At 62.7% G+C, this 14,411-nt stretch carries 12 protein-coding genes; 4 read left to right on the top strand and 8 right to left on the bottom strand.

Features of this window, described 5'->3' with window-relative positions; genetic code table 11:
- The first annotated feature begins 63 nt into the window (after positions 1-63).
- Positions 64-1,299 (top strand): SGNH/GDSL hydrolase family protein, encoded by a 1,236-nt coding sequence (locus tag C5L13_RS10405; protein WP_105383232.1) that lies wholly within the window; start codon positions 64-66, stop codon positions 1,297-1,299.
- A gap of 237 nt (positions 1,300-1,536) precedes the next feature.
- On the opposite strand, the gene C5L13_RS10395 is transcribed toward C5L13_RS10405, so the two are convergent.
- From C5L13_RS10395 to gltB, 3 genes are read right to left on the bottom strand one after another with little or no spacing between them, the layout of a single operon-like run.
- Positions 1,537-2,991 (bottom strand): glutamate synthase subunit beta, encoded by a 1,455-nt coding sequence (locus C5L13_RS10395; protein ID WP_105383230.1) that lies wholly within the window; start codon positions 2,989-2,991, stop codon positions 1,537-1,539.
- Positions 2,992-3,003: 12 nt separating this feature from the next.
- On the bottom strand, positions 3,004-3,171 hold the full coding sequence (locus C5L13_RS28725) for a hypothetical protein (protein ID WP_158693431.1): 168 nt from the start codon (positions 3,169-3,171) through the stop codon (positions 3,004-3,006).
- Positions 3,168-7,859, bottom strand: coding sequence for a glutamate synthase large subunit (gene gltB / locus C5L13_RS10390; protein ID WP_407070421.1), 4,692 nt, complete (start codon positions 7,857-7,859; stop codon positions 3,168-3,170). The genes C5L13_RS28725 and gltB overlap by 4 nt, the downstream gene beginning before the upstream one ends.
- Positions 7,860-8,374: 515 nt before the next feature.
- Here gltB and C5L13_RS10385 point away from each other — a divergent pair.
- A complete protein-coding gene (locus C5L13_RS10385; RefSeq protein ID WP_105383228.1) occupies positions 8,375-9,424 on the top strand; it encodes a threonine aldolase family protein in 1,050 nt (349 codons plus the stop codon).
- A 6-nt stretch (positions 9,425-9,430) separates the two neighbouring features.
- On the opposite strand, the gene C5L13_RS10380 is transcribed toward C5L13_RS10385, so the two are convergent.
- Positions 9,431-10,288: a LysR family transcriptional regulator gene (locus C5L13_RS10380; protein ID WP_105383227.1), complete on the bottom strand. Its 858-nt coding sequence runs from the start codon at positions 10,286-10,288 to the stop codon at positions 9,431-9,433.
- 87 nt (positions 10,289-10,375) lie between these two features.
- Between C5L13_RS10380 and C5L13_RS10375 the strand changes: the two genes are divergently transcribed.
- The gene (locus C5L13_RS10375) at positions 10,376-11,374 is read left to right on the top strand and encodes a bile acid:sodium symporter family protein (RefSeq protein ID WP_105383226.1); all 999 of its coding nucleotides are present in this window, start codon (positions 10,376-10,378) and stop codon (positions 11,372-11,374) included.
- Between the two features lie 12 nt (positions 11,375-11,386).
- Here the strand turns inward: C5L13_RS10375 and mazF are convergent, their stop codons facing one another.
- The 4 genes from mazF to C5L13_RS10350 all read right to left on the bottom strand — a co-directional run bounded on the left by mazF (position 11,387) and on the right by C5L13_RS10350 (position 13,258).
- The gene (gene mazF / locus C5L13_RS10370) at positions 11,387-11,725 is read right to left on the bottom strand and encodes an endoribonuclease MazF (RefSeq protein WP_105383225.1); all 339 of its coding nucleotides are present in this window, start codon (positions 11,723-11,725) and stop codon (positions 11,387-11,389) included.
- Complete coding sequence (locus C5L13_RS10365; protein ID WP_105383224.1) at positions 11,722-11,964, bottom strand: AbrB/MazE/SpoVT family DNA-binding domain-containing protein; 243 nt, start codon at positions 11,962-11,964, stop codon at positions 11,722-11,724. Before C5L13_RS10365 ends, mazF begins: the two co-directional genes overlap by 4 nt.
- Positions 11,965-12,110: 146 nt before the next feature.
- Positions 12,111-12,593 carry an Hsp20 family protein gene (locus tag C5L13_RS10360; protein ID WP_105383223.1) on the bottom strand — a complete coding sequence of 161 codons (483 nt, stop codon included), beginning with the start codon at positions 12,591-12,593 and terminating at the stop codon, positions 12,111-12,113.
- Between the two features lie 416 nt (positions 12,594-13,009).
- Positions 13,010-13,258 (bottom strand): hypothetical protein, encoded by a 249-nt coding sequence (locus C5L13_RS10350; RefSeq protein WP_105383221.1) that lies wholly within the window; start codon positions 13,256-13,258, stop codon positions 13,010-13,012.
- A 181-nt stretch (positions 13,259-13,439) separates the two neighbouring features.
- Here C5L13_RS10350 and C5L13_RS10345 point away from each other — a divergent pair, with 181 nt between their 5' ends.
- On the top strand, positions 13,440-14,408 hold the full coding sequence (locus C5L13_RS10345; RefSeq protein ID WP_105383220.1) for an alpha/beta fold hydrolase: 969 nt from the start codon (positions 13,440-13,442) through the stop codon (positions 14,406-14,408).
- Positions 14,409-14,411 lie beyond the last annotated feature (3 nt).

The following is a 14,411-nucleotide window of genomic DNA, read 5'->3' as shown; positions in this document are numbered from 1 at the left end:
GACGACATTTTGCTCCACATCGTTCGGATGGAAATGCCAGAGCGTATGAGGCGCGGTGGAGGCATGAAGGTTTTGCAGAAATCCCGGCGCAACAGGGCGTGGCTTCGCGCCTTCCTGTTTCTGCTTGCACTGGTGATCGCGCTGCCGGGCCAGCTTCGGCCGGCCACGGCTCAGGAGCCGGCTCCGCGTCGGAACATCTTCGACATGCTGTTCGGCGGCCCGCGCTACGAGCGTTATGAACGGTACGAACCCTACCAACCTCGCCCGCGCCGGCGTTATCAACGGGATGGGTCGGTCATCGAGACGCGTCCTCGGCCGCGCAATCGAGGCAGCGCCGGACGCGCCGCCGCGCCACGTCCGCAACAGCAGCAACCGGTCGCGCCGCCTGCGCCGGAGCCGGTGGCCAAGCTCGAAACCGCAAAACAGGTCCTCGTGATCGGCGATTTCATGGCCGGCGGGGTGGGCGGCGAGCTCGAAAGCACCTTTGCAGCGTCTCCCGGCGTTGTCGTCAGCGGGCGCAGCGACGGCTCCTCAGGCCTCGTCCGCCAGGACCATTTCGACTGGCCGGGGCAGCTTCCCGCCATGCTGGACGAGCTGAAGCCGACGGTCGTGGTGGTCATGCTCGGCGCCAATGACCGCCAGCAGATGTCGACCGGCAACGTGAAGGAGAAGTTTCGCACCGACGCCTGGTTCAAGGAATACGAGGCGCGCGTCGCCGAACTTGCAGGCCTTGTCGCCGCCCGCAAAGTCCCCCTGTTGTGGGTCGGATTGCCTTCCTTCCAGTCTCCGTCAATGACATCTGATGCGGTGACGCTGAACGCCATCTACCGCAATCAGACGGAAAAGGTCGGCGGAGAATTTGTCGATGTTTGGGATGGCTTCGTTGACGAGGACGGGAAATTCGTGATCACCGGCTCGGACGTCAAAGGTCAGCAGGTGCGGCTGCGCGGCTCCGACGGCATCACGTTCACCAAGGCCGGCAAGCAGAAGCTTGCCTTCTACGTCGAAAAATTTGTCCGCCGGTATCTGGGTGAGATGGCGAGCCCCGATCTCGTCAAGCTCGACGGCACCAATCTGCCGCCGCTCACCACGCTCCCGGCAGCACCCGGCCAGGCCGTGCCGGTGCATCCGATCAGCCTGTCAGACCCTGAGCTCGATGGCGGCAAGGACCTGCTCGGCGCCGGCCCTCTGCCGACGGTCATGGTGGAAACGCCACGCGACAAGCTCATCAAGCGGGGAGAGATCGCGCCCGCCCCGGCCGGCCGGATCGACGATTACCGGGTGAAAGTGGCGCAATAGTAGTCACCGCTGGCGCCGGAGCAAGATCGCCCCCTCTGCCCTGCCGGGCATCTCTCCCACAGGTAGGGAGATTGGCTGGGCGCACCGGTTTCCCCAAACAACAATCGTTGTCGACTGCCGCACCGTCCATTGGGCGGGAAGGTCATGCCGTTTGTAATCTCCCCACCCGTGGGGGAGATGGCCGGCAGGCCATAGGGGGCATGCTGGCTCCAACGTTACTGAATTCCGTCTGCCGCCTTACCGCGGCAGGACCGAGCTTCCCATAAGCGCCTCATCGATCGCGCGGGCGGCCTGGCGGCCTTCGCGGATCGCCCAGACCACCAGCGACTGGCCGCGGCGGACGTCGCCTGCCGTCCAGAACTTGTCGACCGAAGTCTTGTAGTCACGTTCGTTGGCGACGACGTTGGTCGACCCGCGGCGGTCGACATTGAGGGTCAGCTTGCCGTCGAGTTCTGCCAGAACGCCGTCGGTCAGCGGGCCGGAGAAGCCGATCGCGATGAAGGCGAGGTCGGCCTTGATGATGAAATCCGTGCCGGCGATCGGCCGGCGGCGGTCGTCCACCTCGCAGCAGCGCACGCCGGTGAGCTGGCCGTCCTCGCCGATGAATTCGAGCGTCGCGACCTGGAATTCGCGGACCGCGCCTTCGGCCTGGGAGGACGAGGTGCGCATCTTGGTCGCCCAGAAGGGCCAGACGGCGAGCTTGTCTTCCTTTTCCGGCGGCTGCGGGCGGATGTCGAGCTGGGTCACCTTGACGGCGCCCTGGCGGAAGGCCGTACCGACACAGTCCGACGCGGTGTCGCCACCGCCGACGACGACCACATGCTTGGCGCCAGCCAGGATCGGATCGGACGACCAGGCGACACTGTCGATGTTCTCGCGACCGATGCGGCGGTTCTGCTGCACGAGATAGGGCATGGCATCGTAGACGCCGTGCAGGTCGGCCCCGGGAATGCCGGCCGGACGCGGAGTTTCCGAGCCGCCGCAATAGAGCACGGCATCGTGCTCGGCGATAAGCTGCTCGACGGGCATGTCGACGCCGACGTTGACGCCGGTATGGAAGGTGACGCCCTCGCCCTTCATCTGCTCGACGCGGCGGTCGATGAAGTTCTTCTCCATCTTGAAGTCGGGAATGCCATAGCGCAGCAGGCCGCCGGGCTTCGATTCGCGCTCGTAGACATGCACTTCGTGACCGGCGCGGCCGAGCTGCTGGGCAGCCGCCATGCCGGCGGGGCCGGAGCCGATGACGGCCACTCGTCTGCCGGTGTGCACCGTGGCCGGCTGTGGCGCGATGAAGCCGAGCTCGTAGGCCTTGTCGGCGATCGCCTGTTCGACGGTCTTGATGGCGACCGGCGCATCCTCGAGGTTCAGGGTGCAGGCTTCCTCGCAGGGTGCCGGGCAGACGCGGCCGGTGAATTCCGGGAAGTTGTTGGTGGAATGGAGGTTGCGGATCGCCTCTTCCCACTTGTTGTTGTAGACGAGGTCGTTCCAGTCCGGGATCTGGTTATGAACCGGACAGCCGGTCGGGCCATGGCAATAGGGAATGCCACAGTCCATGCAGCGCGCCGCCTGCTTGGTGACTTCCGCATCCGACATCGGGATGGTGAATTCGCGGAAATGGCGGATGCGGTCCGACGCCGGCTGATACTTCGCCACCTGCCGGTCGATTTCCAGGAAACCCGTTACCTTGCCCATGTTTTTCCCTCTTCAAAACAGGGTTCCCGTAGGACCCCAGTACCAGTAGGCGAAACCTAGAACCGCCCCCAGCACCATAAATTCGATTGCGACGTCGCCGCTCGCTGTGAACACGGCCGCCGGTACGGCAACCGCGATCGCCACGGCGATCAGCCGATGAAGGGTCGGCCGACGGATCACTCCGCCGCGATGCCCATCCGCATGCGCTCCATTTCCACCAGTGCACGGCGGTACTCGACCGGCATGACCTTGCGGAATTTCGGCCGGTACTCGGTCCAGCGGTCAAGGATCTCCTTGGCGCGGGTCGAACCCGTGTAGTGCAAGTGGTTGGAGATGAGCTGGTAGAGGCGCTCCTCGTCGTGGCGGGTCATGTCCTCGGAAACGTCGACGCGTCCCTTGTGCATGAGGTCGCCGCCATGATGGTGCAGCTTCTCCAGCATGTCGTCCTCTTCCGGAACCGGCTCGAGTTCGACCATCGCCATGTTGCAGCGCTTGGCGAAATCGCCCGTCTCGTCGAGCACATAGGCCACGCCGCCGGACATGCCGGCCGCAAAGTTGCGCCCCGTCTCGCCGAGCACGACGACGATGCCGCCGGTCATGTATTCGCAGCCGTGGTCGCCCACGCCCTCGACGACGGCGATCGCACCGGAGTTACGCACGGCAAAGCGCTCTCCCGCGACGCCGCGGAAATAGCATTCGCCGCTGATCGCGCCGTAGAGCACCGTGTTGCCGACGATGATCGAGTTCTCCGCGACGAGTTTGGAGTTCTCCGGCGGGCGCACGATGATGCGGCCACCCGAAAGCCCCTTGCCGACATAGTCGTTGCCGTCGCCCACCAGATCGAAGGTGATGCCGCGGGCGAGGAATGCGCCGAACGACTGGCCGGCCGTACCCGTCAAGGTCACATGGATCGTGTCGTCCTTGAGGCCCTTGTGACCCCAGCGCTTGGCAAGCGCGCCGGAGAGCATCGCACCAGCGGAACGGTCGACGTTCTTGATCGGCACGTCGAAGACCACCGGCTCCTTGCTGTCGAGTGCTGCCTGCGACTTCTCGATCAGCCTGCGGTCGAGAATGTCGTCGATCGGGTGCTTCTGCCGCTCGGTCCAGTAGGTCGCCTGCTTCGGAGCCTCCACCTTGTGGAAGATCTTCGAGAAATCGAGACCCCTGGACTTCCAGTGAGCGATCATCTCGTCCTTCTCCAGCAGCTCGGACATGCCAATGATGTCGTCGAGCCTGGTGAAGCCGAGCGAGGCGAGGATCTCGCGCACTTCTTCGGCCACGAAGAAGAAGTAGTTGATGACGTGTTCCGGCGTGCCCTTGAAGCGCTTGCGCAGAACCGGGTCCTGCGTGGCGACACCCACCGGACAGGTGTTGAGGTGGCACTTGCGCATCATGATGCAGCCGGCGGCGATCAGCGGTGCGGTCGCAAAACCGAACTCGTCGGCGCCGAGCAGAGCCCCGATGATGACATCGCGGCCGGTCTTCAGACCACCGTCCACCTGCAGCGCGATGCGCGAGCGAAGCCCGTTCAGCACCAGCGTCTGCTGGGTTTCGGCCAGACCGATTTCCCAGGGGCTGCCGGCATGCTTCAGCGAGGTGAGCGGAGAAGCGCCCGTGCCGCCGTCGAAACCCGCGACCGTGATATGGTCGGCGCGCGCCTTGGCGACACCTGCCGCAACCGTGCCGACGCCCACTTCCGAGACGAGCTTGACGGAAATGTCCGAGGTCGGGTTGACGTTCTTCAGGTCGAAGATCAGCTGCGCCAGGTCTTCGATCGAATAGATGTCATGGTGCGGCGGCGGCGAGATGAGGCCGACGCCCGGCGTGGAGTGACGGGTCTTGGCGACCGTCGCATCCACCTTGTGGCCGGGCAACTGACCGCCTTCGCCGGGCTTTGCACCCTGCGCCACCTTGATCTGCAGCATGTCGGCATTGACGAGATATTCGGTCGTCACGCCGAAGCGGCCGGAAGCGATCTGCTTGATCGCCGAGCGCTCCGGGTTTTGGCTACCGTCGGGCAGCGGCATGTAGCGATCGCTTTCCTCGCCGCCCTCGCCGGTGTTCGACTTGCCGCCGATCCGGTTCATGGCGATCGCCAGCGTCGTATGCGCCTCGCGGCTGATGGAGCCGAAGGACATGGCGCCCGTCGAGAAGCGCTTAACGATGTCGACGGCCGGCTCGACCTCGTCCACCGATACCGGCTTGCGGCCGATAGCGTCGGCGCCCTTGATCTTGAACAGGCCGCGGATGGTGTTCATCCGAGACGAGGTCTCGTTGACCATCTCCGCGAATTCGCGGTAGCGGTCCTGGCTGTTGCCGCGCACGGCGTGCTGCAGGGATGCAATTGCATCCGGCGTCCAGGCATGGCTTTCGCCGCGCATGCGATAGGCATATTCGCCGCCGATATCGAGCGTCGAGGCAAGAACCGGATCCTTGCCGAAAGCCGCATGATGGCGGGCGACGGTTTCCTCCGCGATCTCGGAAAGGCCGATGCCCTCGATCGTGGTGGCGGTGCCGAAGAAATACTTCTCGACCAGTTCCGACGAGAGCCCGACCGCGTCGAAGATCTGCGCGCCGCAATAGGACTGGTAGGTCGAGATGCCCATCTTGGACATCACCTTCAGGATGCCCTTGCCGACGGCCTTGATGTAGCGATAGACGATTTCGCTCGCGTCCACTTCCTTCGGGAATTCGCCGCGCATGTGCATGTCGGTCAGCGTGTCGAAGGCGAGATAGGGGTTGATCGCCTCCGCGCCGTATCCGGCAAGACAGCAGAAATGATGGATTTCGCGCGGCTCGCCGGTTTCGACGACGAGACCGACCGAGGTGCGCAGGCCCTTGCGGATCAGGTGATGGTGCACGGCCGCCGTCGCCAGAAGCGCCGGGATGGCGATGCGGTCCGGGCCGATCTGGCGGTCGGAAAGCACGATGATGTTGTAGCCGCCCTTGACCGCCGCTTCCGCGCGCTCGCAGAGCCGGTCGAGCATTTCCGGCATGCCTTCGGCGCCGCGCTCGATGTCATAGGTGAAATCGAGCGTCTTGGTGTCGAACCGGTCTTCCGTGTGGCCGATCGAGCGGATCTTTTCGAGATCGCCGTTGGTCAGGATCGGCTGGCGCACTTCCAGGCGCTTGGCGTTCGCCGCGCCCTCGTGATCGAGAATGTTCGGACGCGGGCCGATGAACGACACGAGGCTCATGACGAGTTCCTCGCGGATCGGGTCGATCGGCGGGTTCGTCACCTGCGCGAAGTTCTGCTTGAAATAGGTGTAGAGCAACTTCGACTTCACCGACATGGCCGAGATCGGCGTATCGGTACCCATCGAGCCCACGGCTTCCTGGCCGGTCGTCGCCATCGGCGACATCAGGATCTTGGTGTCTTCGGACGTGTAGCCGAAGGCCTGCTGGCGGTCGAGCAGCGAGACGTCGCGGCGCAGCGCACGCGGCTCCACCGGCTTCAGCTCTTCGAGGATGAGTTGGGTGCGGTCGAGCCACTTGCTGTACGGATGCTTGGTGGCAAGCTCGAGCTTCAACTCGTCGTCGGAGATGATCTGGCCCTTCTCCATATCGATCAGCAGCATCTTGCCCGGCTGCAGGCGCCACTTCTTGACGATGCTTGTCTCCGGCACCGGCAGCGTGCCCGCTTCGGAGGCGAGGATGATGCGATCGTCGTCGGTCACCATGTAGCGGGCCGGACGCAGGCCGTTACGGTCGAGCGTCGCGCCGATCTGCTTGCCGTCGGTGAAACAGACGGCAGCCGGACCATCCCACGGCTCCATGAGGGCCGCATGATATTCGTAGAACGCCTTGCGTTCCTTCGACATGGACTGGTTGCCGGCCCAGGCTTCGGGGATCAGCATCATCATCGCATGCGCCAGCGAATAGCCGCCGCGGGTGAGGAATTCGAGCGCGTTGTCGAAACAGGCCGTGTCCGACTGACCTTCGTAGGAAATCGGCCAGAGCTTGGAAATATGGTCGCCGAAGAGCGGCGACGAGACGGATGCCTGGCGCGCCGCCATCCAGTTGACGTTGCCGCGCAGCGTGTTGATTTCGCCGTTATGGGCGACCATGCGATAGGGATGCGCGAGCTTCCAGGACGGGAAGGTGTTGGTCGAGAAACGCTGGTGCACGAGCGCCACGGCGGTCTCGAACCGCGGGTCGGACAGGTCCTTATAATAGGCGCCGACCTGATAGGCCAGGAACATGCCCTTGTAGACGATGGTCGAGGAGGACAGCGAAACCGGATAGAAGCCGGTTTCCTGGCCGCCGAACTGGTCGTAGATGCGGTTGGATATGACCTTGCGGACGAGGAAGAGCTGACGCTCGAACTCGGCGTTGGTCGCGGCATCCCGGCCGGCGCCGATGAAGACCTGCAGGTGATAGGGCTCGGTCGCAGCGATATCAGGCGCCTTGGACAGCGAGGAATTGTCGACCGGCACCTCGCGGAAGCCGAGGAACTGCTGCCCCTCTTCCGCGATCGTCTCTACGATGACCTTCTTGAAATGCTCGATCTGCTCGGCATCGCGCGGCAGGAAGAAATGGCCGACTGCATATTCGCCGGCCTTCGGCAGGGTGACACCCTGGCTTGCCATTTCCTCGCGGAAGAAGCGATCAGGGATCTGCATCAGAATGCCCGCGCCGTCGCCCATCAACGGATCGGCGCCGACAGCGCCGCGATGCGTCAGGTTTTCGAGGATGAAGAGGCCGTCCTTGACGATCTGGTGCGACTTCTTGCCCTTCATATGGGCGATGAAGCCGACGCCGCAGGCATCGTGCTCGTTGCGGGGATCGTAGAGGCCCTGGCGTGCCGGAATGCCGGAAGCCACAAAAGATCCATTGGAGGAAATGAGCGCTTTCGTCTCGGCGGACATCGGGGCCTCGGCGCCGGATATCTCGGAGATTATCTTCGTCATCGTCATTCCTCCTGTTGGCCGCATCTCGAGCGGGCAAAGTGGCTCTCTATTGTCTCTTCTGGATGACAGGATTTCCGCCATCCCTTACTCATGCGATGGCGCCGCTCCAGCGTCCGCTGCCGCCTTAGCAAGCGCAGCATAACCCGGATCGGCGTCTTCGTCAGCGGGAAAGAGAGGTTTGAGGCCCGTCCCGCTCCGCGAATTAGGTCAGCTATTCTGTCCTAATTTTCAATTTCTATGCCACAGATATGAATTCTTAACAAGAGCAGCTCCGCAAAAATCCGCAGCTCAAACGACACGAGCTTGCCGGAGAGTTGAATTTGGAGAAATTTAATTACGCAGACCGGAGAAAAGGATTCAGTTCATTGCCCTCGACATAGGTCCGCCGTGCGACCTGGCCTTTGACCGTTGATTACCGGACCAAAACGCTTAAGCTCCGGCTCGCTTTTCAAAGACCATCCAAGGTGCCTTCCATGTTTTTTGCTTCCGACAACTGGGCCGGCGCCCATCCCGCCATCAATGAACGCCTGTCGAAGGAATCGACCCGGTTTGCCGCAGCCTACGGCACCAGCGAACTCGACCAGGCCATCGAGCAGCGGTTCAACGAAGTCTTCGAACGCGAAGTGGCCGTTTTTTTCGTCGCCACCGGCACCGCCGCCAATTCCCTGTCGCTCGCGAGCGTTGCGAAGACCGGCGGGGTCGTCTTCTGCCATTCCGAAGCGCATGTCATCGAGGACGAATGCGGCGCGCCCGATTTTTTCAGCGGCATGCGAATGGTGCCGGTCGAGGGGCCGAACGGCAAGATGCTGACCGCCAATCTCGTCGAACGCATCGCTCGTTATCCGCAGGATGCCGTCCACCACGGCCGCGCCGCCGCGGTGACGATGACCCAGGCGACCGAGGCCGGCACCATCTACACGCTGGATGAGATCGAAGAGATCGCCAGGATCGCCAAGACGAACGGCCTGCCGCTTCACATGGACGGCGCGCGCTTTGCCAATGCGCTGATGGCGCTCGGCGCGACGCCGGCCGAAATGACCTGGAAACGCGGTGTCGATGTGCTGTCCTTCGGCGGCACCAAGAACGGCTGCTGGTGTGCCGAAGCGATCGTCTTCTTCGATCCCGGCCTTGCCAAGGACTTCGCCTTCCTGCGCAAGCGCACCGCCCAGTTGTTCTCGAAATCACGCTTCATCGCCGCCCAGTTCGAAGCCTACCTCAAGGACGATCTCTGGCTCGGCCTCGCCGGCCACGCGAATACCATGGCGGACCGCTTGCGGGCGGGCTTCGGCTCGCTCAACAGCGCCCGCCTCGCCTGGCCGACCGGCGCCAACGAGGTCTTCGCCATCCTTCCGAAGGCTTCGGCCAGGGCGGCGGAGGAAAAGGGCGCAAAATTCTACGACTGGCTGGAGCCCCGCGACATGCCGGAAACGGTCGGAACGGATGAAATGCTGATCCGCATGGTCACCAGCTTCGCGACGACCGAAGAGGACGTCGACCAGTTCCTGTCGATTTGCCGCGGCTGATCGCGCTTACGTCTGACGCTGCGGCGCGATCCGCGCCGCAATGAGGTCCGACAGCGCTTCCGTCAGCGCGGCGTCCGCCCCTCGCCGCGACACCAGCACGAATTCCACATCCTCCAGAACCGGCAGGCGATCGGCGGGCACTTCCTTGAGGCCCGCAGGCGCCATGCTGCGAGGCTGCACCAGAACGCCCATCCCCGCCCGCGCCGCCGCCGTAAGACCGCTCAGGCTGCCGCAAGTGCAGACGATCCGCCACGCCATCTTCTCCCGATCGAGGGTTTCCTGCGCCACCCGTCTCGTGATGGAAGGCGGCGGAAAGGCGATCAGCGGCAGCACGTCACTCCGCGAAAGCACATGCTCCGGATCGCGCGCCAGCCAGACCAGCGGCTCGCGATAGAGAAGCCGCCCTTGCGTCTCGCCGATATGCCGCTTGGCGAGCACGAGGTCGAGGTCGCCGGCATCCTGCATCTGGTAGAGCACGGCCGAAAGCGCCACGGTCAGTTCCAGATCGACCAGCGGATAGAGGCGAATGAAATCCTCCAGAATGGAAGTGAGCCTGTTGGCGACCACATCCTCCGACACTCCCAGCCTCAGCCGCCCCCGCAACCGGCTTTCGCCGAAAAGCGAGGCGACCTTGCCGTCGAGATCCAGCATACCGCGGGCATAACCGAGCAGCGCCTCGCCCTCCGCCGTCAGCTTGACCTGATGCGTGTCGCGAAAGACGAGCTGCCGCCCGAGCGACTTTTCGAGCCGCTGGATATGCTGCGTCACCGTCGATTGCCCGATCCCCAATCGGGCCGCCGCCTCCGTAAAGCTTCCCGTCTGCTGCAGCATGACGAAACTGTTCAGATGCGCGAGGTTCAGCATGATTATCTACTTCCATGATAACTGTTAGTGTTTGCATCCTGCTTCATGATGAACGATTGCAAAAGCCTCGGATCGAGGAATTTGTTCATGAGCCGCTTTCTGCCGGACCGCTTCACCGTCCTTCTCGTCTGCACCGTCATCGTGGCGTCCGTCCTTCCCATTAGGGGAGAGGCAGCCGACTGGTTTGGCATCGCGACGGATATCGCCATCGGCCTCCTTTTCTTTCTGCACGGCGCGCGGCTGTCGCGGGATGTCGTGGTGGCCGGCGTCCTGCACTGGCGCCTGCATCTGACGATCCTCGCGACGACCTTTGCCGTCTTCCCGCTCATGGGGCTCGCGATCGGCTTCATTCCGGAGAATATCCTCCCCTCGCCGCTCTACATGGGCATCCTCTTCCTCTGCGTCCTGCCGTCCACGGTCCAGTCCTCGATCGCGTTCACCTCGATGGCGGGCGGCAACGTGCCGGCAGCGGTGTGCGCGGCCTCCGGCTCCAACATCCTGGGCATGTTCCTGACGCCGCTGCTCGCGGGCATCCTGCTGTCGACCACGGGCGACGCCGGCTTCTCCATGGATGCGCTGGAAAAAATCCTCCTGCAGCTCCTGGCGCCCTTCGTGGCGGGCCAGCTCCTGCAGCCGTGGATCGGCGACTGGATCCGCTCGAAAAAGAAGATCCTTGCCCCGGTCGATCGCGGCTCGATCCTGATGGTCGTCTATCTCGCCTTCTCGGAAGCCGTGGTGGAAGGCCTCTGGCATACCTTCTCGGCGGCAGATATCGGCGTCGTCATCCTGCTTGACGTAGGACTGCTCGCGATCGTGCTCTGCCTCACCATGTTCGGCAGCCGGGCGCTCGGCTTCTCGAAGGAAGACGAGATCACCCTCACCTTCTGTGGCTCGAAAAAGTCGCTGGCGAGCGGCGTGCCGATGGCCAATGCGATCTTCGCCAGCCAGTCGGCATCGATCGGCGCGATCGTCCTGCCGCTGATGCTCTTCCACCAGATCCAGCTGATGATCTGCGCCGTCATCGCTCAGAAATATGCCGACCGACTGAAGCAAAGCGAAACGACTGCTGTAGCCGCAGCGATATGAAAAAGAAGCTGCTCACGGCTTCCCGATCAACGCCCCGGCCTTTGCTCTTATTTGTGAAAGCTCCTGAGCGGAGACCCTGCCCTTGCGTTGCGCATTGCGTGCCCGCCAGTCGAGGCTCTTGACCTGATCGGCCAGCACGACGCTCTCCGAGTCACCGGCGATCGCCACTTCGAATGGATATCCCTTCCGTTTCGTCGTCATCGGGCAACACAGCATCAACCCGAAGCGGTTGTAGCTGGCCGGACTCAACACGACCGCCGACCGGCGACCCGCCTGCTCATGGCCTGCCTGAGGTGAGAACTGCAGCCAAACGATATCGCCTGCGTCGGGAACATAGGACGCCGATGTCACAGCGCTTCCTTACCCATCGGCGGCCCGAAATCCACTTCATCATGCAGGTTGTCGGGCGTGATGCCTGCAACAAGCTGATCCAGATCGAATTCAGCCTCCCGCATCGGCTCGATGATGATGCGTCCATTTTCTTCCGACACGTCAACGACCGTATCGACCTGCAGCCTGGCGGCTTCCATGATGGCTGCGGGGATTCGCACCGAGGCGCTATTTCCCCACTTTTTTACCGTCACGCGCATCGCTATTCTCCAGGGTATCTACATTGTCGATACAATAAGGGAAATTGACGCCCTTCGTCAAACTCTTGCGCAAACGAAAAACGGCCCTTCCTTTCGGAAGGGCCGCGGGGCTTGCTACCCTCGGCTGGAGGTCTTGGGGCCGAGGATCAGTTGATCTGCTGCGGGGCGACCTGGGCCTCGATCTGCTTTGCGGTATCACCGGCTTCCGCTGCAATCGCGATGCGGCGGGGCTTCATGGCATCAGGGATGTTCCGGAGAAGATCGATGTGAAGCAGGCCGTTCTTCAGAGAAGCGGACTGGACCTCGACATGGTCGGCGAGCTGGAAGCGGCGCTCGAAGGCGCGCTTGGCGATGCCGCGGTAGAGATATTCGCTCTGGCCATCGGCTTCTTCTTCGCTCTTTTCACCCTTCACGGTCAGAACATGGGCATGGGCTTCGAGCGAAAGTTCCTTTTCGTCGAAACCGGCAACGGCCATGGTGATGCGATAGGTATTCTCGCCTGTCCGCTCGATATTGTAGGGCGGATAGCTCGGAGTCTGGTCGGCAACGCTACGGCTGTCGAGCAGATTGAAAAGACGGTCGAAGCCGACGGTGGAGCGGTAGAGGGGGGAAAAATCGACGTGACGCATATTGTCCTCCTTGGGAAGCGACGTTGCGGTTTGGATTTAGCCTTCGACATCCCTTTCTGGCGATGCCGGAGCCGTTCAGCGGACCCTCATCGGCGCCCGCAGGACTGAGATGGGAATTGAATTTTCCCGCTTCAAGGCCTTTTTTGAAGAAACCGGTTCTGCGCCTGAACGCCATATGAACGACCGGTTTTGGCGCCGTTCAGACGCGATCTGATAGAACATGGATCATTGGAAGGCAGACTGCCTCTGTGGTTGAAGCTCCATTCGTCCCTTCGCTTCAGCCCTTGCTTGGCCGGAGCCGACGGTTTCCCTGACCGCGGTTCCGGCTTTCTTTTGCTCTTGTCCGATAGAGGCCGTGCCGCAACGGCGCACCAAAACAATCGCCGCCGCAAAATCGTTCTGATCTGGCGCCGACATCAATCGTCGTCGTGGAATCGCTCGCGATAACGTCGCTCGCCGTGCCGGCCATCGCGCCGGTCTTGGCGGAATATCCGTTGCCGGACATAGCGCTCGCAATAGCCATCTTCGCAATATGTATCGACAACCCGCTGGCGCACGACGCCGTTGTTGGACGAGCTGTCCGAGCTCGTATTCGACGACTGGCTTCCAGCTTGGGCAGTGCCGGCTGTCAAGAACACGGCAGACAGAATAAGAATGACGTGCATGGCTCTCTCCTTCCATTGTCACCATGTTCGGCCAACGGCCTGAACTGGCGGTGAACAAAGGCGCCCGCAGGCGGAGAAGTCGGGCGGTTCCGGCGCCCTCCGCCACTTACGCCGACCTTTTCCCCTTGACGCGCCGCCGTCGCTGCTGTCGCTTAGGCATATGACCAAAGCGGCAGATTCCATGGACGATGTCCTCCACCTCACCCCCGGCAATCCGGCGCCTTCCAACTATACGGCCGGTTTTTTTAACGGCCATCGCGGCACCAAGCTGCGCTACGGCCTCTTCCGCTCGGAGCGTTCGCCGGCGATCGGCACTGTCGTCATCGTGCAGGGCCGCAACGAGTTCATCGAAAAATATTTCGAAACGATCCGCGATCTCAATGCCATGGGGCTGTGGGTCGCAACCTTCGACCTGCGCGGCCAGGGCGGTTCGGACCGGCTGGCGAGAAACCCGCGCAAGGGCCATGTGCACCGCTTTTCCGATTACGAGCGGGATCTCGAAATTTTTCTGGAGCACATCGTGCTGCCGGATGCCCGGCTGCCGTTTTTCCTGGTCGGCCATTCGACCGGATCTTTGATCGCACTGTCGGCGGCACCGCGGCTTTCCAACCGGATTCACCGCATGCTCCTGGCGGCACCCTATGTCGCGCTTTCCGGCCAGGGTGTGCCGGAAGGTTTGATCCGCACCATTGCCGGCCTCGCCTGTTATACCGGCTTCGGCCGGATGCAACTTGGCACGGACAAGAGCCGCCGCCCCTTCGAGGGCAACCCGCTGACGTCGGATTTCAAGCGTTTCCAGCGCAATGCTGAAATCATCGCCGCCCACCCGGAATTGACGATCGGTGCCCCCACTGCCCGCTGGCTGCGTGAAACCTTCAAGGCCGCGCGCCACGTATCGAGCCAGGCTCACCTGACCCGGATAACGATCCCGACGCTGATCCTCGCTCCGGTGCTCGACGGCATCGTCCCCTACCGGGCTCAGGAGGAACTGTCGCGAAACTTCCGCGCCGGCCAGCTCGTCACCGTCAACGGCGCTCGCCACGAGCTCTTCCAGGACAAGGACATCTACCGCGCCCAGGGATTGGCTGCGATAGCGGCCTTCATGCCCGGCCAGGACGGCGGCTTCGGGTTGTCTGAAAGCGCCGCCTGATCC

The organism is Neorhizobium alkalisoli (assembly GCF_002968635.1).
GTDB classification, from domain to species: Bacteria; Pseudomonadota; Alphaproteobacteria; order Rhizobiales; family Rhizobiaceae; genus Neorhizobium; species Neorhizobium alkalisoli.
Note: the sequence above shows the minus strand (reverse complement) of the source record. Positions and strands in the feature narration are given on the sequence as shown.